The following is an 18,466-nucleotide window of genomic DNA, read 5'->3' as shown; positions in this document are numbered from 1 at the left end:
AAGCTCTCCGGCCCTTTTTGCTGGCTGCATTACCAGGCCGCCAAGAGGGGTGCCAGCCCCAGCGCCGTCACGGCGAGCACGGGGAAGAGGGGCAGCAGGGTGCCGAAGAGCGCCCGGCGGCGGTCTGCGGTCAGGATGAAAAAGCCCCGGTAGGCCAACACGAACTGGGTGAAGGGCGCAAGCAGCAGCAGGAGGACGGTCACGCGGGCGAGCGGCCAGCGCATGACCGCCTGCACCATCGCTTGTTGATGCTCCAGAACGCTGGAAGCCTGCACTCCCGCAGGCCAGTCCGGCTGCGGCCACATCAGCAGCAGCGCTGCCAGCGCCAGATACAGGGGCGGCAGCACGACGAACGTGGCCCCGTACACTTCCGGAGCGCGGCCCGCTCGTCCCGCCCCCAGGTGACCCAGCCCGGCCATGAGCGCCGCGCCCACCACCGTCAGGAAAAAGGTGCCAAAGGCGTTTACCACGTGGGCGGCGAGCGCCCCCGCGCCCTGGGCTGTCGCCCCCACCACCGGGCGCAGCAGCAGGGCATAGATCACCCCCGCGAGCAGCGCCGCGAGCACCGGCAGGAGGGCATACCGCCAGGGCAGGGGCGGCACCGGGCGCAGCCGCTCAAAAAAAGCGGTGGGGCCGCGCAGCACCTCGGCGGCCAGGGGCGGGGTGGGGGGCGGGGAGCCGGGTGCAGGTCGCGGGCGAGCCACATCTGCCACTCTAGCCCCCCGCACCTGCGCGCAGGAGCAGGTGCCACCCCCCCCACAGGGCGAGGGCATACAGCCCCAGCATCAGTGCCAGCCCCCAGGGGGAGCGGGCCAGCCGCCGGGGCTGCCGGGCAGCTTCGGCGCGGGCCTCTGCCAACACGGCGGGCGGCACGAGGCGCAGGGCCAGCCACAGCCCCGCCGGAACGAGCAAGAGGTCGTCAAGCTGCCCCAGCACCGGGATGGGGTCGGGAATCAGGTCGATGGGGCTAAGCGCATAGGCGAGGACCAGGAGGGCGACGGCGCGGGCGAGCCAGGGGGTACGGGGGTCGCGGGCGGCGAGGCTCAGGGCGAGCAGGTCGGCTTTCAGTCGCCGGGCGAAGAGACGCAGCCGCTTCAGCATGCTTAGCGCATCACCCCGCGCAGGTCGGTCAGGGCCTGCTGCACGGCGGGCAGCGTCGTGGCCGCCGCGACCAGTCCAAACAGCACCACCCCCACATACGCCGCGCTCAGCCAGGGTCCCCGCGCTTGCCGCGCTTGGGGGTCGGCCTTGGGGGTCAACCACAGGTGCAGCACAGTCAGGACCGCGAGACCGAAGAGCGCCGCCCCCACCGCCACGGGCACCGCCAGCGCCGGGTTTTTCAGCACTTCGCTCGCCTGCTCGGTGTTGTCGGGGAGCCGCCCCGCGAGGACGCTGCCCAGCGCCACCGCCAGCGTGTTGTTCAGGGCGTGGACGATGACCGCGTTCCACAGGCTGCCGCTGTGCTGGGTGAGCCGCGCCAGCGCGTAGGCGAGCGGGAGGATGCCCGCCACGCTCGCCGGAACCCCGTGCGCGACCCCGAAGGCGAGCGAGGTCGTCACCGCCGCCACCGTGAAGCCCGCCGCCCGCTCGTGCCCGCGCAGCATCAGGCCCCGAAAGGCGACCTCCTCCGCAAAGGGAATCAGCAGCCCGGCGGCCAGCAACAGCACCCACAGGTCAGCCCCGCGGCTCGCAAACTGCGGGATGGCGTCCGCCGCCCCCGGAAAGAGGGTCACGTACACCAGCACAAAGGCCCGCGACGCGAGAAAGGCCAGCACAAAGGCCGCCAGCGACAACCCCCACGACGGCGGCGTGCGCCAGCGCGAGTCGCGCAGGAGCGCCCGCATGGGCCGCCGAAACACCGTCAGGGCCAGCACCGCATTGCCCACGAACGAGAGCAGCAGAGCCGTCCCCAACGGCACTCCTGCTCCGATGGCGATGGCCGACAGGACATTTTGTGCCAGCAGCAGCACGAGCGCGGCGCGGTTGCCGTCCACGGCGCGGATGCCCGGAGCCTGTGGGGGACTGGAGGACAAGAGCTGGTCCGGGGCGGTCATGAGGGGCAGTATGGCGTGTGGCAGGCAGCTTGTCGCTTGTAGAGGCTGAAGCCTAGGCCTGAGCCGCTGCTCAATCTCTACACGCCACCCGCCACGAGCTACACGCTCTGCGTCAGTACCCCGATGGCCTCCTCGAGCGCCTCATCGCCCACCTGGTGGTGCAGCACGAAGCGCACCGAGTCCGGTCCCAGGGCACTCGCCAGCACCCCCTTGGCAGCCCAGCGGGCCACCTGCGCCGCCGCGTCCGGCAGGGTCACATAGAGGATGTTGGTCTGCACGGCGGCCATGTTGACGCGGTACCCGGCCTCCAGCAGCGCCTCCGCGAGGCGGCGGGCGCGGCGGTGGTCGTCCGCGAGGCGAGCGGGGCCGTTGCGCAGGGCGACGAGGGCGGCGGCGGCCAAAACCCCGGCTTGCCGCATCCCCCCGCCCATCATCTTGCGGTAGCGGTGGGCCTGCTTCATGGCGGCGGCGCTGCCCAGCAGCACACTGCCGACCGGGGCACCCAGACCCTTACTCAGGCAGATGCTCACGGTATCGAAGTGGCGGGTGATGTCGGAAAGGGGCACGCCCAGGGCCACCGCCGCGTTAAAGACCCGCGCCCCGTCGAGGTGCAGCGGCAAGCCTTCCGCGTCGGCCACCCCCCGGATGGCGGCGAGCACTTCCAGCGGCAGAACGGTGCCGCCCGCCTTGTTGTGGGTGTTTTCCAGGCTGATGAGGCCGGTGGGCGACTGGTGGACCGAGTGGCGCACGGCGAGCCGCACCGCCTCCGGGTCGGGCACCCCCAGCGGCGCGGGCACAAAGCGGGGCACCACCCCGGAAAAGGTCGCCATCATGCCGAGTTCCCACTCGTAGATGTGCGACCCCTCGGCGCAGATGACCTCCTCGCCCCGGCGGGTGTGCAGGGCGATGGCGACCTGATTGGTCATCGTGCCCGACGGCATGAAGAGGCCCGCTTCGAAGCCAGCGAGGCGGGCAAGTTCGCTCTGAAGTTGGTTGACGGTGGGGTCCTCGCCGTACACGTCGTCGCCGACCTGGGCCTGCGCCATCGCCGCCCGCATCTCCGGGGTGGGCGCAGTCACGGTGTCCGAGCGGAGGTCGGCGACGACGCGGGGGCGGGGGGTGGGGGACGCAGCGGTCATGGGGAGAATGGTACGCGCTGCGGCGCTCACCCTGCCCTAGCCTGCCGCCGCCTTTCGCGCTTCCACAATCTTTTTCGCCAGGTGGTCGGGCACCTCCTGGTAGCCGTGGGGCTTCACGCTAAAGGCCCCCCGGCCCCCGGTCAGAGAGCGCAGGTCGGCGGAGTAGGTCTGGAGTTCGGCCTGGGGCACGACCGCCGTGACCGTGATGACGGTCCCCTCCGGCTCCATGCCCTGGACGCGGGCGCGGCGGGTTTGGAGGTCGCCCACGAGGTCGCCGGTGAAGCTGGCCGGAGCCCGCACCCGCAGCAGCACCACGGGTTCGAGGAGGGTGGGCCGCGCTCCCTCGACCGCGTTGCGAAAGGCGAGCGCCCCAGCGGTGCGGAAGGCGAGGTCACTGGAGTCCACCTCGTGATAAGACCCGCCCGTGACCGCGACGTGCACGTCCTGCATGGGGTAACCCGCGAGCGGCCCCTTTTCCATCGCGTCTTGCACGCCCTTTTCGATGCTGGGAAGGTACTTGCTCGGAATCGCGCCGCCTACGACCTCCGAACGGAAGGAAAAGCCCGGCCCCGGCGAAAGCCGGACGTGGCAGTCACCGTACTGCCCATGCCCACCCGACTGCTTCTTGTGCTTGCCCTGCGCCTGTGCGGAGGCCCGGATGGTCTCCCGGTAGGGAATCTGCGGAAGGCGGGTGTCCACGTTTACGCCCAGCGCCGCGAGTCGCTCGACTGCGATCGTCGTGTGCATGTCGCCCATGCCGGAAAGCAGCAGCTCACCCGTCTGTGCCTCGCGCGAGAAGCGCAGGGTGGGGTCCTCGTCGAGGAGGCGGGCCAGCGCCGCGCCGAGGCGGTCCTCGTCCTGCCGGGTGCGCGGAAAGAGGGCGACCGTATGCGCCGGGTCGGGCAGCACCAGCGGGTCGTATTCGATGGGGTGGGCGGGGTCGGCCAAGGTATCGCCGGTGTGCAGCTCCGGCAACTTGGTCAGCACCCCCAGCATCCCGGCCCGCAGCTCCGGCACCTCGGTCAGGGTGCTTCCGCTCATGACATAGAGGTGGGCGGGCTTGAGGTCAGTCCCCTGCGTGGTGTTGCGCAGGGGGTCGCCGGGCCGCAGGGTGCCGCTCCAGACTCGAATGTGCGCCAGCTTACCCACAAAGGGGTCGACGCTCACCCGCCACACGCGGGCGCTCAGGGGCGCGTCCGGGGTCGGCTCGCGGGTCTGGCCGTCCACCCCGCTAAGGACCCCGCGTTCCTGGGCGCTGCGCAGGCCACGGGCCATCAGGTCGAGCAGCTCATCCACCCCGCCCCCCGTCAGGGCCGAGACGGGCAGCACTGGGAAGAGGGTGCCCGCGTGCACGGCCCGCCAGAAGGCCGAGCGCAGTTCCTCGGTAGACAGCTCCTCGCCGTCGAGGTAGCGGGTCATCAGATCGTCGTCTGTCTCCACGATGGCTTCGGTCAGCGTCTCGCGGGCTTCGGGCAGGGCGCTGCGGACCTCGGCAGGAAGGTCGGGGTCGGTGGGGTCCGCCGCCAGCACGTCCGCGACCCCCCGGAAGTCAGGTCCCTCGCCCACCGGCAAAAAGGCCGCCGCCACGTTCCCCCTCAGGCTGGCGCGGATGTCCGCGAGCACTGCCGAGAAGTTGGCCCGCTCGCGGTCCATCTTGGACACCAACACGATGCGGGGCATGGCGAAACGGTCGGCGGTCGCCCACACCCGCTCGGTGCCGACCTCCACCCCGCTCACGGCGCTGACAAGGACGAGGGCGGAATCGGCGGCACGAATCGCCCCCCGAATCTCGCGCACGAAGTCGGCGTAGCCCGGCGTGTCCAGCAGGGTGAGGTCGGTGCCCGCGTGCGTGAGGCGCAGCACCCCGGTCGTGATGGAAAAGCCGTGGGCCTTTTCCGCGTCGGTGCAGTCGCTTTGGGTGGTGCCGTCCTCCACCCTGCCGGGACGCGGCAAGGCCCCGCTGCGCACCAGCAGGGCCTCAGAGAGCGTCGTCTTGCCCGCTCCGCTGTGACCGATAAGGCTCACCACGCGGACCGGAACATCCTGTCTGCCGTCTTGCACGGACACATCACCTGACCTTCAGTGGGGGGCGCAATCCCGCGAGGAACCGCGCACGCACGGGCGGGCGAACGACCTCCGCAAGCCGCTGGGGGTTCTTGGTGCGCCGAGCATACACCCGCAGCGTGACGAACATGACCTTCCGCTCAAGGTCTGGCCAGGATGGGCTTTAGATGCCCCTCAGCCGGGGGGCGAGGGCGGCGGCGAAACTGCTACGGGTAAGGGCGAACGCTTCGCCTGCACGCCGTAAGCACCACCATCTCATCCCCGGAGGAATCCCATGACCCAGATGAACCTGATGCGCCTGTCCGACCTCAGCCGCGACAACATGTACGACAACTCGGACGTCTACAACCCCAGCGGCAACACCGCTTACGGGTACAACGGGGAGAAGATTGGCACCGTCCGCGACGCGCTCGTTGACCCCCAGAGTGGCCGCATCCGCTACCTGATTCTCGATGTGGGCGGCTGGTTCTCCTCCAAGGAAGTCGTCGTGCCCGTTGGTGAAGCCCGGTTTGACGACAACGGCGTGTACTTTGACAACCTGACCAAGGACCAGGTCCGCGACCTCGAAGAGTACCGCTACGACCAGACCTACACGGACACCCAGTTCCAGCAGACCAACGAGCGCGTGCTGCGAGCCGCCCACACCGATGTGGACGAGACCGCTTACCGCGAGCGGGCTTACCGCACGCCTGACCGCCTCCAGCTTCTGGAAGAGCGCCTGGTGGTCAACAAAGAGCGCTTCAAGGCCGGGGCCGTCGAGATTGGCAAGCACGTTGAGACCCGCCAGGAGCAGGTCAATGTGGGTCTCCAGCGTGAGGAAGTTGTCATCGAGCGTCACCCCGTGACCGATGCCCGCCCCGTCGAGGGCGCGGTGCTGGGGGCCAGCAGCGAGACCGTGCGTGTGGACCTCGAAGCCGAGCGCGCCAACGTGCAAAAGCAGGCCTATGTGGTCGAAGAGGTCGAGATTGGCAAGCGCACCGTGACCGACACCCAGACCGTCACCGAGACGGTGGGCCGCGAGGTGCTCGACGTCAACAAGACCGGTGAAGTGCGCCTCCAGGATGGCGATACGATGACTGACACTGACCGCAACAACGGTCGCCGCTGAAACACAGCCAGCTCCTGCCACGACAGTGCGGGGGCAGGGGCGGGGGCAACCCCGCCTCTTCCCTTTGGTTCTATTTCGCAAAATGAGGACACGCCATGGATGACTACCGACCCGACCAAGATGCTCATACCGACCCGGCGCGGCGAGAGCGTGAAGAGCGCCGCGAACTCATCGAACGTCTGCGCCTTTACGAAGAGCGCGCCAACGTGGAGGTCGTGCCGGAAGTGGTTGGGGCCGTCACCATCCGCCGGGTGGTGACTGAACGTCAAGAGATGGTGCCCATCACCCTGCGCCGCGAGCACCTCGAAATCACGGTAAAGGAGAACACCGGGGGGAGAGCTACCCTCAACGGCGAGGAACTGGAGGTGGGCCGCGTGTACGAAGTGCCCCTCTACGAGGAACGGGCACAGTTCGAGAAGCTGGTCTACCCCCTGAGTGACGTCACCATCGCCAAGGAAGCCCGCACCTACACCCAAACCCAGGAAGTGACCCTGCGCCGCGAGGAACTCGCCGTGGAAGACCCGCAGGGGCTGGTGCGCGAGCGGACCATGCCCAGCCCGCTGGACCCCGACCCCAGCCGCTAACGCACCCCCGCCCGCAGCCGCCCTATGCTGCGGACCGATGACCGACGCTGACCCTTCTCCTGCCGGGGCCATCTTGCTCACGCCTGACGGCTCGCGCACCGCCCTGAGCGCCCGTTATGGCGAAGCCTACGGCTCGCGGCACGGGGCGGCGGCGCAGGCCCGCCATGTCTTTGTGGAGGGAAGCGGCACCCAAGTCCATCCCCGCCCGCGCGTGCTGGAGGTGGGTTTTGGGCTGGGCGTCAACTTCCGGGCGACCCTGGCCGACGGCGAGCGGCGCGGGGTGCCGCTGGAGTACGTGGCTTACGAGTTTGACCCCGCCCCCGTGGCCGTGCTGCGGGAGGTGGCCGAGGGTGGCATGGGAGCTGACCATCCCGCGTGGAAGGAAGTTCTGGCAGGATGGGGCGGCCCCGGCCCGCTGTGGGTGAAGGTGCCCGGCGTTTCCCTCACCGTCCACTTCGCGGACATCCGCACCGCGCCCCTGCCCCAGGGCTGGGCCACGGCCCTCTACCTCGACGGCTTCTCGCCTGCCCGTAACCCGGAAGTCTGGACGGAGGAGGTGGTCGCTCGGCTGGCCTCGGCCCTCGCACCGGGGGGCGTGCTCACGACCTACAGCGCTGCCGGACACGTGCGCCGAGCGCTGGCGGCGGCGGGCCTCACGGTCGAGCGCCGTCCTGGCCCACCCGGCAAGCGCGAGCACCTGCGGGCGGTGCGTCCGTGAGGGTGCTTGTCGTGGGGGGCGGGGTCGCGGGGGCGGCGGTGGCGTACTTCGCGGGGCGGGGGGGAGCGCGGGTCATGGTAGTGGACGCTGGAGAGCACGCGGCGAGCCACGTCCCTTCCGCGCTGCTCAACCCGGTACGCGGGCAGTCGGGGGGGGTGGACGAGCGGGCGTTGGAGGGCCTCGCGCTGACTTGGGCGCTGGTGCGCGAGCTGGAGGGGGCGGGCTGGCGGGTCCCGCACGGCCAGGCGGGCGTGCTGCGCCCGGTGCCCGACGAGCGCACGCGGGCGAGGTTCGTGCGGCACCTGCCCCCGGCCCTCCCCCACCGCTGGCTGACGCCGGAGGCGTTTCCAGTGCCCCTCGCCCCCGGCTGGCCGCAGGCGCTCTGGCTCCCGGAGGGGGGCTGGCTGGACGGGGCGGCCCTGTGCACGGCGCTGCTGGGCGCGAGCGGGGCAGAGGTCATGCGGGGGCGAGCGGTCGCCTGGGACGCCCACTCGGTCACGCTGGAGGGCGGCACCGTGCTGAGGGGCGACGCCGTGGTCTGGTGCGGGGGCGCGGTGGGGGCAGGCTGGGCGGGCGAAGCGGGCACCCACCGAGCGGGCACGCTGCTCACGTTGGAGCGCCCGGCGACCCCGCTTCCGGTGAGCTTCGGGGCCTACCTCGCGCCGGGGGCGGGGGGGACGGGCGTGCTGGGGGCAACCTTTGAGGCCCCTACGCCGACATGGCACCCGCCCACGCCCCCCGTCCCTTCCCTGCGCTGGCTGCTGGACCGGGGGGGTGCCCTGACCGACCTGCGCGGGGTGCGGGTGACCGGGCGCTGGAGCGGTACGCGGCTCTCCGGGCTGGTCGCCGGGCGGCAGGCCAGCGGCGTATGGCGGCTCTCCGGGCTGGGGAGCAAGGGCTTTTTGCTGGGGCCACTCCTGGCGCGTCACGTTGCGGGTGACGTATTGCGGAGCGGGGCAGCGTAACGCCGGGCACACCCACCGCTTACACTGGCGAGGTTATGGCGAAGTACCGCATCTGTTTGATTGAGGGAGACGGCATCGGCCACGAGGTCATCCCCGCCGCCCGCCGCGTGCTGGAAGCCGCTGGCCTTGACGCCGAGTATGTGACCGCCGAAGCGGGCTACGAATACTTCCTCGACCACGGCACCAGCGTGCCGGAAGCCACCTACGAGGCCGTCGAGAGCAGCGACGCGACCCTCTTTGGGGCGGCGACCAGCCCCAGCGGGGAGAAGCCTGCGGGCTTTTTCGGTGCCATTCGCCACCTGCGGCGCAAGTACAACCTCTACGCCAACGTGCGCCCCACCCGCACCCGCCCGGTGCCCGGTGCTTACGAGAACGTGGACCTGGTGATTGTGCGCGAGAATACCCAGGGCCTCTACGTCGAGCAGGAGCGGCGTTACGGCGACACCGCCATCGCCGACACCGTGATTACCAAGGAAGCGAGCGACCGCATCGGCCAGTTTGCCGCCGACCTCGCCATGAAGCGCCGGGGAAAGCTTACGGTGGTCCACAAGGCGAACGTCTTGCCCGTGACCCAGGGCCTTTTTATGGAGAGTGTGCTGGAGCAGGCGCGGGGGTACGAGGGTCTGAACACGAACACCATGATCGTGGACAACGCCGCCATGCAACTCGTGCGCAACCCCGCGCAGTTTGACGTGATGGTCATGACCAACATGTTTGGGGACATCCTCTCGGACCTCGCCGCCGGGCTGGTCGGCGGGCTGGGCATCGCTGCGAGCGGCAACGTGGGCGACCAGTTCGGCATCTTCGAGAGCGTGCACGGCTCGGCCCCCGACATCGCCGGGCAGGGCATCTCTAACCCCACCGCGACCATCCTCGCCGCCGTGCTGATGCTCGACCACATCGGGGCGCACGACGTGGCCCGCCGCATCGACGAGGCCGTGAACACGGTGCTCACTGAGGGGCCGCGCACCCGCGACCTCGGCGGCACCGCTGGCACCAAGGAGTTTACGGACGCCGTGATTGCGCGGCTCTGAGGGCTGCGAAGGAAAGGGGGCCAGGGCTGTTGGGAGTCCGGCCCTCTTTCCTGCTGTTTCCTTGGACCACCGAGCGCCGTGCTACCCTCCCCGGTTGAGATGCTGCGCCCCTGCCTGTTCTCTACCCCCCGCCGGAGCCGCCCATGACCGTCGTGGCAGCCCTGCTTTCGTGGTTTCTCGTGGGTCTCTTTATTCGCTTGAGCAAGGCGCGGGGCTGGGGCCAGCCCATCCGGGCCGATGGCCCGCAGACGCACCTGAAAAAGGAAGGCACGCCCACGGCGGGCGGCGTAGCCTTTGTGCTCGCGCTGGCGCTGGTGTTCTTTCCGCTGTACCTGACCGGGAATGCGGGCGGGCCACGCGAGCTGCTGCTCATGCTGACGGCGCTGGCGATGGGCGTGATCGGCGGGATTGACGACTGGCTCAAGATTGTCTCGCGGATGCGGGGCCGGGGCAAAAAGGAACTGCTGGCCCGCGAAAAGTTCCCCCTTCAGTTCCTGGTGGGGCTGGGTTTTGCCCTCTTCGCTGCGCCGCTCGCCGCACACGAGGTCTTGCCCAGCCTGGGGCGCGTCCCCGACGTGATTCTGCTGACGCTGGTGATGGTGGGGGCCGTCAACGCCTTTAACTTCACCGACGGGCTAGACGGCCTGCTCGCGGGGGTCGCCATCATCGTGCTGCTGCCGCTGCTGGCGCTCTCGCCCGTCTCGGCGCTGATGGTGGCGGTGCTGCTGGGCTTCCTGTGGTTCAACGCGCACCCGGCCCGCGTCTTTATGGGCGACATGGGCAGCCACGCCATCGGGGCGGTCGCGGCGGGGGCTTACGTCCTGTACGCCGACGTGTGGCTGTTGCCGCTCGCCGCGATTATCCCGGTGGTCGCCGTGCTCAGCGTGGTCTTACAGGTGGCGTCTTTCCGGTTGCGGGGCAAGCGCATCTTCAAGATGAGTCCCATCCAGCACCATTTCGAGATGGTCGGCTGGCCCGAAACGCACGTCACCACCCGCTTCTGGGTGGTCACGGCGGTGGCAACGGCACTGGTGTGGTGGATTTTGGGCGGCAGGCCGTAGGGGGGCAGTGGTGAGTGGGAGCTAGAGCAACGGCCTCAGCTCCCGCTTCCTTTTTCCACTCCCCACTGACCACTCACCCCTCTCCCCCCTACACTTGCCGGGTGAAGTTCCCCGACCTTCCCGCGCTTCTCGCCCGCCGCGCCCACCTGCCCGCGGGGAGCACGACCCTTTACCGGGCGGCGCACACGACCGAGACGGGCGGCCTCTTTGCGCTTGACCTCGCGGGGGATGCGGCGGTGCTCAGCCTGTACGCGGACCTCTCGGCGGAGGAAGAAGGGGCGCTGGCGGCGGCCTGCGGCGCTCTGCCCGGCGTGGCGGGGGTGTACCTCAAGCGCCGCCCGGTCGAAGCCCGGCACGCCGCGAATGTGGCCCGCGAGCACCTCGCGCCCCCCGCACCAGTTTGGGGAGAAGCGCGGCCTGAGGTGACGGCGCTGGAGGGAGGCGTGCCCTTTCTCATTCGGCCAGGGGGCGACCTCAGCATCGGCCTTTTCCCGGATGCCCGGCCCCTGCGGGCCTGGGTGCGGGCGCAGGTGCCGCCCGGCGGACGGGTGCTCAACACCTTTGCCTATACCTGCGGCTTTGGCCTGAGCGCGGCGCTGGGGGGGGCCGGAGTCGTGAAGAACGTGGACCTCTCGCGCAAGGTGCTGGCCTGGGGCCAGGAGAACTACGCCCTGAGTGGCCTCGCGGCCCCGGACACCGATTTCCTGTACGGAGACGTGTTCGAGTGGCTGGGCAGGCTGCGCAAGAGGGGCGACCGCTTTGACCTCGTGGTGCTGGACCCGCCCTCCTTTGCGCGGGGGAAGGCGGGCGTCTGGCGGGCCGAGCGCGATTACGGGCGGCTGGCAGCGCTCGCGGCGCAGGTCACGGCACTGGGAGGCCGGGTTCTCGCCGTGACCAACCATGCGGGCCTCTCCCCCGCGGCCTTCGAGCGGATGGTTGCGGCGGGGCTGGCGGGGGCTGGGCGGCGCGGCCAACTCCTGACCCGGCTGGGCACGGGCGAGGATTACCCCGGCGCGGGCCATCTCAAGGCCGGGGTGTGGGCGCTGGACTGAAGTCTCCACCCCTTGTGGACCTGTAGACCGGATGTGGACCGGAACACTTCGTTTTTCAAAGCAGCGGGTATGCTGTCCCCATGACGGCCAACGCGACCGAACAGACCCAGGTGCTCGTGCCCCTGACGACCCCCGAAGAGGTAGACCGCTTCTTGCAGGACTACCCGCTTGCCGCCATTTTCAAGGCCGGGACCTGCCACAAGACGATGCAGGGCTTTGGGGTGGTCGAGAGCTTCTTGCAGCGCCACGAGCTGCCCGTGGGCTTTATCCGGGTGGTGGAATGGCGTCCGGCGAGCAACCACGTCGCCGAGCGGACCGGGCTGGTGCACCACAGCCCGCAGTTCATCCTCTTCCGGAACGGCGAGGCGCAGTTTGAGGTCAACAACTGGGACATCACGCCCCAGGCCCTGGAACCCGTCTTCCGCCAGCACGTGCCCCTGCGCGAGGGCGCGGCCAAAGTCGCTACCGACGACAACGTCGAACCCTACCGCCGCCTGATGCGGGCTTACCTCGCGGGCGAACTCAGCGAGTGGGCCTTTCAGGACCAGTACGTGACCCTTTTCCGCGACGACGCCAGCTTGCGCAGCCAGCGCGAGTTCGAGCTGCTTTCGCGCCTGTTTGGCGACCCCGACGCCTATCACGGCGGGCTGCACCAGCTCGGTGCCCCCCAGGAGCGCGGCGACCTGCGCGAAAGGGTGCAGGCGCTGCTGAACGAACTCGGCTAAGCCCGCTGCCCTGCCCCTCCCCGTCCGGTCCCCGCTGACCGGGCGGGTTCTTTTGGGCCGCATGAGGGTCATGTAAGTCAGCGGTAAGAGGAACTGAGGTGTGATGGGCGGCGAACGTGACGTTCGCGTGGCCCCTTTCCCGTCTCCGAGGTGACTCCATGCCCCAGCCCCGCCTCCCTCTTCCTCCCGAACCTGCCGTCTACCACGGTCTTTGCACCGACCACTACCCCTGGACCGAAGTCACCAGCGACCTGCTGACCCGCCAGGGCCAGGGCCTGAGCGCTGTGTTTGATGCCCAACAGGGACCGCATTGGGCGCGGTTCGTGTGGGTCGGCGGAGCGCTGCGCGGCGGGTTTACGGCCCACGGAGAGGTGGGTTGGGCGCAGGCGATGGCTGGGCTGCCCCGCGCCCGCGTCAGCCTGACGCCCCTCCCGCCCGCCGTCGCCGAGACCCTTTGGACGGCCCGCAGCGGCACCCCGCAGCCGCTGGAGGAGGGCTGGCCCGCGGGCCAAGCGCGGCTGGAGGGAGGCCGCTTTTCCGGTGTGCTCCTTGCGCCGGGGGCGTGCAGCTACTGGCAGCGCGGGCGTCTGCTGGCTGGGACCCTGCCGGAGCCAGGCGCTGCCTGCGAGTGGCTCGGCGAGGTCGCGCCGCCGCCTTCCGACGCCGAGTTGCTCGCTTTTTGGCAAGAGCTGCTCGCGGCCACGCACCGCCACACGTCCCTCGACGAGGTCTGGCGCACGGTCTGCGTGCGGCTCGCCGCCGAGCATCCCTGCCTCGACCCCTTTGCGCGTGAGGTCACCCTGCAGGGCGGACGCCTGACGGTTGACCCCAGCGTGCCGGCCCAGGAACTGCTCCCGGCCCTGCTCGCGGCCTTCCGCGCCAGCCTCACCCGGCTGGGGCAACCCCTCGCAGAACTGCCGCTGGGCAACCTCCCGGACCAGCCGGAGTGGCAGGCCGCCGGGCTGGGGGCCGCGTGACCGCCGCTTCGCTGGCCGGGAGTGCCCCGGTGGGAGTTCCCACCTGGCCCGCTGGCCTGCGCGACGACCTGCCGCTGCCCTTCGCGCTGTGGCGAGTGCTGCACCACGTGGACGGCGTGCGCACCGCCGCCGAGGTCGCGGCCCTCGCCCGCATGAGTCCCGCCGACGTGGGGACCGCCCTGGCACAGGCCGAAGCTTGGGTGCGCCGCGCCGCGCAGCGCAGTCAGCCCGTCACGGACGAGGTGCTGGAGGCCGTCACCGCCTGCGTCATCGCGGCGGTGGGGCCGATGGGCGAGTTTGTGGTGGACGACGTCCTCGATGAGCTGGGCGAAGAGCGTCCCACCCTCAGCACTCTGCTCTCGGCGCTCGCCGGACAGCTCGGCGAGGCGCAGGTGCCCGTCTTTGTGCGCCACCTCAGGGCACGGGACCTCGCGTGACCCTCTCTCCCCTCCCCCCCTCCCCTGACGACTGGCCCGCTCGGCGCGTGGCCCGGAAGGAACTGCCATGAAGTACACGGTCGTGATTCGCCAGCCTGTTCCCGACGAGGTGCGCCCCGCCCTCGAAGAACAACTCATCTCCCGCTTTGGCCTCTCGCCAGAGCAGGCTTCGCGCCTGGCCTCACGGCGCACAGGCCGCCTGATGAAGCCCAGTGGCCGCCCCCGCGCCGAGCTGCTGCTGCGCGTGTTCGAGGAAGTTGGCGCCGCCGTCAGCCTCGAAGAGGTCCGCGACGAGACGCGGCTGGACGTCAGCCCCTTTGAGGAGGCACCTCCCCGCCCCCCCGCTTCCCGCGCCGTTGCGCCCGACGACGTCGAACTCGCCCCCGCCGCTCCCCTGGCGGCCAACCCCTTTGGGGCGCTGGGCAGCCTTCCCGGCCTCGACACCGACCCCTTTGCCACGCCCGTGCCCGTCAGTGCTCCGGGCCGCGAAGTTCAGCGCGAACCTGTGCTGGCGGCTGGGCTGGCGGGGGCGGGGGCCTTGGGCGGCAGCGCGGAGCTGGGCCTGGGCAGCACGACCGTCTTCTCGCCTGACCCGGCGCCCCCCCGCGTGACGGACGGGGATGCCCCGGCTGCGCCTACCCCGACCCCCGCCGCCGACTCCTGGTCTGACTTTACAGGGGCGCTGACGGTGGGGGCGGTACCCAGCGCTCCGGCGGCGGAGGCCTCTGCCCCTGCCACTCCCGCCGCCACGGACCAGTTCCTGAGCGCCGTGGCCGCCGAGAGCAGTGCGGCTCCGGCAGGACGGCGGCGCAGCCTAGCCCAGCAGCTCATCGTGGCGTCGGTCGCGCCACTGGGCGTGGCGGCAAGCCTCTCGTTGCTCTCGCTGGCCGTGCTGCTGCCAAGTGCCCAACAGCGCCTGATTCGCCAAAACGCCGAAGCGGTGGCCGTGGCGGTGGGCACGGGTCTCGACACCCGCGACCAAGAGACGGTCAATGCCCAGCTCGACGCTCTGCTGAGGCGCTCGGCGGTGGGCTTTGTGGAGGTGGAGCTGCCCGATGGCACCGTCTACTTCCGCAGTCAGAATCCGGCGCTCGACGGCAGCTTGCAGGGCCGGGTGGCCGAGTTCATCAAGACCAATCCCAAGACGGGCACTTTCGTCAACCGCGGCACTCCTGCCGACGCCTACCGCGAACAGCTTGCTCAACTGGAAGAGGTGGGCGCAGGCGAATCGGCCCAAGCCCGCGAGCTACGTGCCCTGATCGAGCAGCCGGAAAACCAGCGCGGCGGCAACGAAACCTTTATCGTAAGTCGCCTGGGCGTGGTCGAGGGGCGCGACGGTTTCCGCCGCACCGTTGACGCGGCCCAGCAATCGCGTGACCTGCTCTACCGTATCGCCGTGGGTGTGGACAGCACCGATGCAACCCGCCGCCTGCGAACCACCCTGCTGCTGGTGCTGGGGATTTCGCTGCTGGCAGCCCTGACGGCTGCGGCCCTTACCCTGCGAACCACCCGCCGCATTGTGCAGCCCCTGGAGCGCCTCGTGAAATCCGCCGAGGCCATCAGCATGGGCGACCTCTCGCAGCCCGTGCGGGCCGACCGCAACGACGAAATCGGCGACCTTGCGCAGGCCCTGGAGCGCATGCGCCTGAGCCTGGAGTCCGCGATGGAGCGCCTGCGGCGGCGCAAGCGGGCGTAAGCCGCGAGCCAGAGGAAGGCCGGGACAGCGCGGAGCCTCTCCCGGCCTTCCTCCATTGGCGTGTCTGCACTACAGTTCGATGCGAAAGGGACGGCGCAGCCCCGCTTCTGCCGTCTCACGGGCCACGGCGGGCACGTAGCTCAGGGCCAGCACCGCACGGTAGGTGCGCTCGGCCAGCTCGCGCTCACCCTGGGCGTCGCGGACCTGCCCCAGGCGGGCGAGCACCAGTCCTGGCAAGCTGCGCGGTTCGTCCCCGCGCAGAAGGTGCGCGGCCCGCTCTAGCCGGGTGCGGGCGGCCTCCAAGTCCCCCACTGCGAGGCACAGCCCTGCCCCCGCTGCGAGCAGCTCGGCCTCCGGCGTCACGGCGTCCCCTGCTTCACGGTCAAGGGCCGCGAGCAGCGCTGCGAAATCGTCCTCCTCGCGCAGTTGCCAGGCCCGGTCAGCCAGCGCCCGGCGCCGCGACGTCTCGCCGGGCGTAAAGCCGCCGAGGTCAGGCAGGGCGGCCCCCGGTACCCGGTCCCGCAGCGCAAAGAGGTCGTCGAGGGGCACCAAGGCGGCCCCAGAGCGGCCCGCGAGCGCCCGCGCCACCTCGCCGAGCCGCCGCTCACGCCAGCGGGTGCCCGGCCCCTCGCCGAGCGCCTCTCGCACGGCGGCGTGATAGCGGGCAGCGGCTTCCTCCATCTGCGGGGCCAGCGCCCCCGGCAGAGTCAGCGGGGCGGTCACCTGGGCCGCGAACTCAGCCTCGGCGCGGCCCGCCGCCCGCAGGCGCTCGCGGCCCTGGGGATACTGCCCCAGGAAGCCCGCGAGCTGCGCGTGCTCGGCTTCGGCGGGGGCAGGATCGGCGAGGGGCAGGTCCTCCAGCGCGAATCCAGCGGCGGGCAGCGCGTCGCGCAGAGGGTGGTCAGGGTCGGGACCGCTGGCCCACAGCACCCCGCCCAGCTCCAGAAAACGCAGCGCCTCCACCACCGTGCCCGCGTTGAACTGGGGATGCAGCCGCAGCAGGTCGCCGAGGTCGGGCAGCAGCAGGAGGCTCACGGCTCCACCCGCGCCCCGCGCCGGGCCAGGGCCGAGAGCAAGTCCTGCGGGTGGGCCGGAGTCAGGAAGTACGTCCGCCCGCCCGATTCCAGCAGAACGCCGTCCCCCGTGCGGGTGGCCGCCGCCCGCACCTTTCGCACCGCCGGGTCTGGCCCGAAGGTGAAGTGCCCGGTGAGGTAACCCGGCAGCCCCGTCCCAAAGGTCCGCAGCCCCAGCCGCCCCGCCGAGCGCCGCGCCCGCAACCCCGCGTAGGGCAGGACCGTGCGGCTCAGCAGCGTCCGGACGACCAGGCCGTCATCCGTCAGCTCGTACCTCAATCGGCGTGGGGCGAGCCAGAAGCCCAGGCCCAGCAGCAGCGCCAGGGCCAGCAGCGGCAGGTGCGGTGGGGGGTCGTCGGGGTCGGGCAAGAAGGCGACCAGTGCCAGCAGCAGCGGCACGCCCGCGGCCACGAGGCGCGAAAGGAGGGGGGCCTCGGCGGGCGCAAGGGGCACGGGGGTGGACATGGGGGCAGTCTAGGTCGCGTCCGCCCGCGGGCTACCGCACCCGCACCCCTTTGCTCGCGGGCTGCCCCCGCACCCAGGCCACGAAACGGCGCACGGCCTCATGCGCCAGCAGGGCCTCGACACTGGAGTACTCGCCCGCCAACTCGGCATTGCTGAAGGTCCGGTGAATGAACTTGTGGCAGGCGGGGCACAGCCGCACGGTGGGCAGCTCCTGAATCTTGACCCCCTGCCGCCGCCCCTGCGAGCGCGGCACGAGGTGATGTTCGGTCAGCACGGGCGTCGCGCGCCCACACAGGCCGCAAGCTTCGGGAGCGCGGGGCGGTGGGGGCCAGTTGGACTCAGGACGGCGACGGGCCACCGCGCGATGATGCCGTCCCCAGCGGCGGGGGACCGGGTGGAGGGTTACGAGGGTGGGGAGTAGTGAGTGGGAGGTAGGAAGTGGGTCTACCGCACCCGCTCCTTGCTCTACCCACCACTCACCGCTCCCCACTCACCACTTCCCCCTGACCCTCACAGCTTTGTCAAGCCCGGATACTTGCGAATCGCCTCGTCCTCCGAGAGGAACTCGCCCTCGGCGTCAGGACTCCAGACGACCTCGGCGCGAATGAGGTCGCCGGGGGTCACCGCGCTGATGGCGGCGAGGGCGGCGCGGACCTCCCCAGCGGTGGTCACGCCCGCTGGGGGGAGGGGGGCCAGGGTGTGGGCGGCGACCGCAATCGTCACGGCGAGGTAGAGGTCGGTGCCGTCACGCTGAAAGGTGTAGTCGGAGCGCTGCTCGAACCCCGTGTGGGGGTCGCGGTTTTGGTAGTTGCTGGTGGTCTGAACGGTAAAGGCGGCGCGGGCCTCGGTCGCCCAAGCTCCAACCTGGCTCTCGGCGGCGCTCGCTGGCCCCTGCGCCCGCTGCACCTCGCCGTACACCCAGCGTTCGGGGTGGCGCAGCAGCACCAGGGCGGCTTCCTGAAGCATCCGGGCCAGCCCCTCGTTCGTGTCGGGGTCGCCGGAGCGGGCCACCCGCTGGAGGTCGCGCTTGACCTCGTCACCTTGCGCCAAGAGGAGCTGAACGCTCACGGCCTGCGCGGTGCCGCCCAAGCCCGCCCCCGCCAGACCCCGCGCCCCGCCCGCCATGCTGCGGCGCATGAACCCCAGCACACTCATCATCACGAACCCGAACAGCAGCAGCCCAACGATGCCGAAGCCCCCCCCGCCGACGTAGCCCGGCCCGGAGTACCCTCCGCCGTAGCCCCCGCCATATCCCCCACCGTAGCCGCCTCCATACCCGCCGCCTCCGCCGAAGCTGCCCCCCCCACTGCTGCC

Annotated in this window: 21 protein-coding genes; 11 read left to right on the top strand and 10 right to left on the bottom strand. The window is 70.7% G+C overall.

Going from position 1 to position 18,466, the window contains the following annotated elements; all coding sequences use genetic code 11:
* Window positions 1–29: 29 nt before the first annotated feature.
* The 6 genes from H565_RS0106825 to H565_RS16965 form a co-directional block, all read right to left on the bottom strand.
* On the bottom strand, window positions 30–704 hold the full coding sequence (locus tag H565_RS0106825; protein ID WP_027460388.1) for a hypothetical protein: 675 nt from the start codon (window positions 702–704) through the stop codon (window positions 30–32).
* A gap of 10 nt (window positions 705–714) precedes the next feature.
* Complete coding sequence (locus H565_RS14575) at window positions 715–1,101, bottom strand: YkvA family protein (RefSeq protein WP_051363458.1); 387 nt, start codon at window positions 1,099–1,101, stop codon at window positions 715–717.
* A 2-nt stretch (window positions 1,102–1,103) separates the two neighbouring features.
* The gene (locus H565_RS0106815) at window positions 1,104–2,054 is read right to left on the bottom strand and encodes a CPBP family intramembrane glutamic endopeptidase (RefSeq protein ID WP_034408644.1); all 951 of its coding nucleotides are present in this window, start codon (window positions 2,052–2,054) and stop codon (window positions 1,104–1,106) included.
* 98 nt (window positions 2,055–2,152) lie between these two features.
* A complete protein-coding gene (locus tag H565_RS0106810; RefSeq protein WP_027460386.1) occupies window positions 2,153–3,193 on the bottom strand; it encodes a threonine aldolase family protein in 1,041 nt (346 codons plus the stop codon).
* 36 nt (window positions 3,194–3,229) lie between these two features.
* The gene (locus H565_RS0106805; RefSeq protein WP_027460385.1) at window positions 3,230–5,254 is read right to left on the bottom strand and encodes an elongation factor G; all 2,025 of its coding nucleotides are present in this window, start codon (window positions 5,252–5,254) and stop codon (window positions 3,230–3,232) included.
* Between the two features lie 7 nt (window positions 5,255–5,261).
* Entirely contained in the window at window positions 5,262–5,387 is a 126-nt protein-coding gene (locus H565_RS16965) for a hypothetical protein (protein ID WP_281170895.1), read from the bottom strand.
* A 144-nt stretch (window positions 5,388–5,531) separates the two neighbouring features.
* On the opposite strand from H565_RS16965, the gene H565_RS0106800 reads away from it, so the two are divergent.
* The 11 genes from H565_RS0106800 to H565_RS0106750 all read left to right on the top strand — a co-directional run bounded on the left by H565_RS0106800 (window position 5,532) and on the right by H565_RS0106750 (window position 15,614).
* A complete protein-coding gene (locus H565_RS0106800; RefSeq protein WP_027460384.1) occupies window positions 5,532–6,365 on the top strand; it encodes a PRC and DUF2382 domain-containing protein in 834 nt (277 codons plus the stop codon).
* Window positions 6,366–6,460: 95 nt separating this feature from the next.
* Window positions 6,461–6,949, top strand: a complete 489-nt coding sequence (locus H565_RS14570) for a YsnF/AvaK domain-containing protein (protein WP_051363456.1) — start codon at window positions 6,461–6,463, stop codon at window positions 6,947–6,949.
* A gap of 37 nt (window positions 6,950–6,986) precedes the next feature.
* Window positions 6,987–7,667 (top strand): tRNA (5-methylaminomethyl-2-thiouridine)(34)-methyltransferase MnmC2, encoded by a 681-nt coding sequence (gene mnmC2, locus H565_RS0106790; protein ID WP_027460383.1) that lies wholly within the window; start codon window positions 6,987–6,989, stop codon window positions 7,665–7,667.
* Window positions 7,664–8,632: an FAD-dependent oxidoreductase gene (locus H565_RS0106785; RefSeq protein WP_027460382.1), complete on the top strand. Its 969-nt coding sequence runs from the start codon at window positions 7,664–7,666 to the stop codon at window positions 8,630–8,632. The genes mnmC2 and H565_RS0106785 overlap by 4 nt, the downstream gene beginning before the upstream one ends.
* A 35-nt stretch (window positions 8,633–8,667) precedes the next feature.
* On the top strand, window positions 8,668–9,666 hold the full coding sequence (locus tag H565_RS0106780) for an isocitrate/isopropylmalate dehydrogenase family protein (RefSeq protein ID WP_027460381.1): 999 nt from the start codon (window positions 8,668–8,670) through the stop codon (window positions 9,664–9,666).
* A 143-nt stretch (window positions 9,667–9,809) separates the two neighbouring features.
* The gene (locus H565_RS0106775; RefSeq protein ID WP_027460380.1) at window positions 9,810–10,727 is read left to right on the top strand and encodes a phospho-N-acetylmuramoyl-pentapeptide-transferase; all 918 of its coding nucleotides are present in this window, start codon (window positions 9,810–9,812) and stop codon (window positions 10,725–10,727) included.
* 101 nt (window positions 10,728–10,828) lie between these two features.
* Window positions 10,829–11,779, top strand: a complete 951-nt coding sequence (locus H565_RS0106770; RefSeq protein WP_027460379.1) for a class I SAM-dependent rRNA methyltransferase — start codon at window positions 10,829–10,831, stop codon at window positions 11,777–11,779.
* Window positions 11,780–11,859: 80 nt separating this feature from the next.
* Window positions 11,860–12,504, top strand: coding sequence for a monothiol bacilliredoxin AbxC (abxC, locus tag H565_RS0106765; protein WP_027460378.1), 645 nt, complete (start codon window positions 11,860–11,862; stop codon window positions 12,502–12,504).
* Window positions 12,505–12,662: 158 nt separating this feature from the next.
* Entirely contained in the window at window positions 12,663–13,481 is an 819-nt protein-coding gene (locus H565_RS0106760) for a hypothetical protein (RefSeq protein ID WP_034408639.1), read from the top strand.
* The gene (locus H565_RS0106755; protein ID WP_245576178.1) at window positions 13,478–13,918 is read left to right on the top strand and encodes a DUF8082 domain-containing protein; all 441 of its coding nucleotides are present in this window, start codon (window positions 13,478–13,480) and stop codon (window positions 13,916–13,918) included. Before H565_RS0106760 ends, H565_RS0106755 begins: the two co-directional genes overlap by 4 nt.
* A gap of 67 nt (window positions 13,919–13,985) precedes the next feature.
* Complete coding sequence (locus tag H565_RS0106750; RefSeq protein ID WP_027460375.1) at window positions 13,986–15,614, top strand: HAMP domain-containing protein; 1,629 nt, start codon at window positions 13,986–13,988, stop codon at window positions 15,612–15,614.
* A gap of 69 nt (window positions 15,615–15,683) precedes the next feature.
* Here H565_RS0106750 and H565_RS0106745 read toward each other — a convergent pair whose 3' ends face one another.
* The 4 genes from H565_RS0106745 to H565_RS0106730 form a co-directional block, all read right to left on the bottom strand.
* The gene (locus H565_RS0106745; RefSeq protein ID WP_027460374.1) at window positions 15,684–16,649 is read right to left on the bottom strand and encodes a hypothetical protein; all 966 of its coding nucleotides are present in this window, start codon (window positions 16,647–16,649) and stop codon (window positions 15,684–15,686) included.
* Window positions 16,646–17,152 (bottom strand): PH domain-containing protein, encoded by a 507-nt coding sequence (locus tag H565_RS15700; protein WP_027460373.1) that lies wholly within the window; start codon window positions 17,150–17,152, stop codon window positions 16,646–16,648. Before H565_RS15700 ends, H565_RS0106745 begins: the two co-directional genes overlap by 4 nt.
* A 31-nt stretch (window positions 17,153–17,183) precedes the next feature.
* The gene (locus H565_RS0106735) at window positions 17,184–17,510 is read right to left on the bottom strand and encodes a hypothetical protein (protein ID WP_027460372.1); all 327 of its coding nucleotides are present in this window, start codon (window positions 17,508–17,510) and stop codon (window positions 17,184–17,186) included.
* Between the two features lie 152 nt (window positions 17,511–17,662).
* On the bottom strand, window positions 17,663–18,466 hold an 804-nt coding region (locus H565_RS0106730), incomplete at its 5' end, for a DUF1517 domain-containing protein (RefSeq protein ID WP_027460371.1).

The organism is Deinococcus murrayi DSM 11303 (assembly GCF_000482805.1).
In the GTDB taxonomy this organism is placed as follows: Bacteria; Deinococcota; Deinococci; order Deinococcales; family Deinococcaceae; genus Deinococcus; species Deinococcus murrayi.
This window is presented reverse-complemented; position numbering and strand designations above follow the sequence as displayed.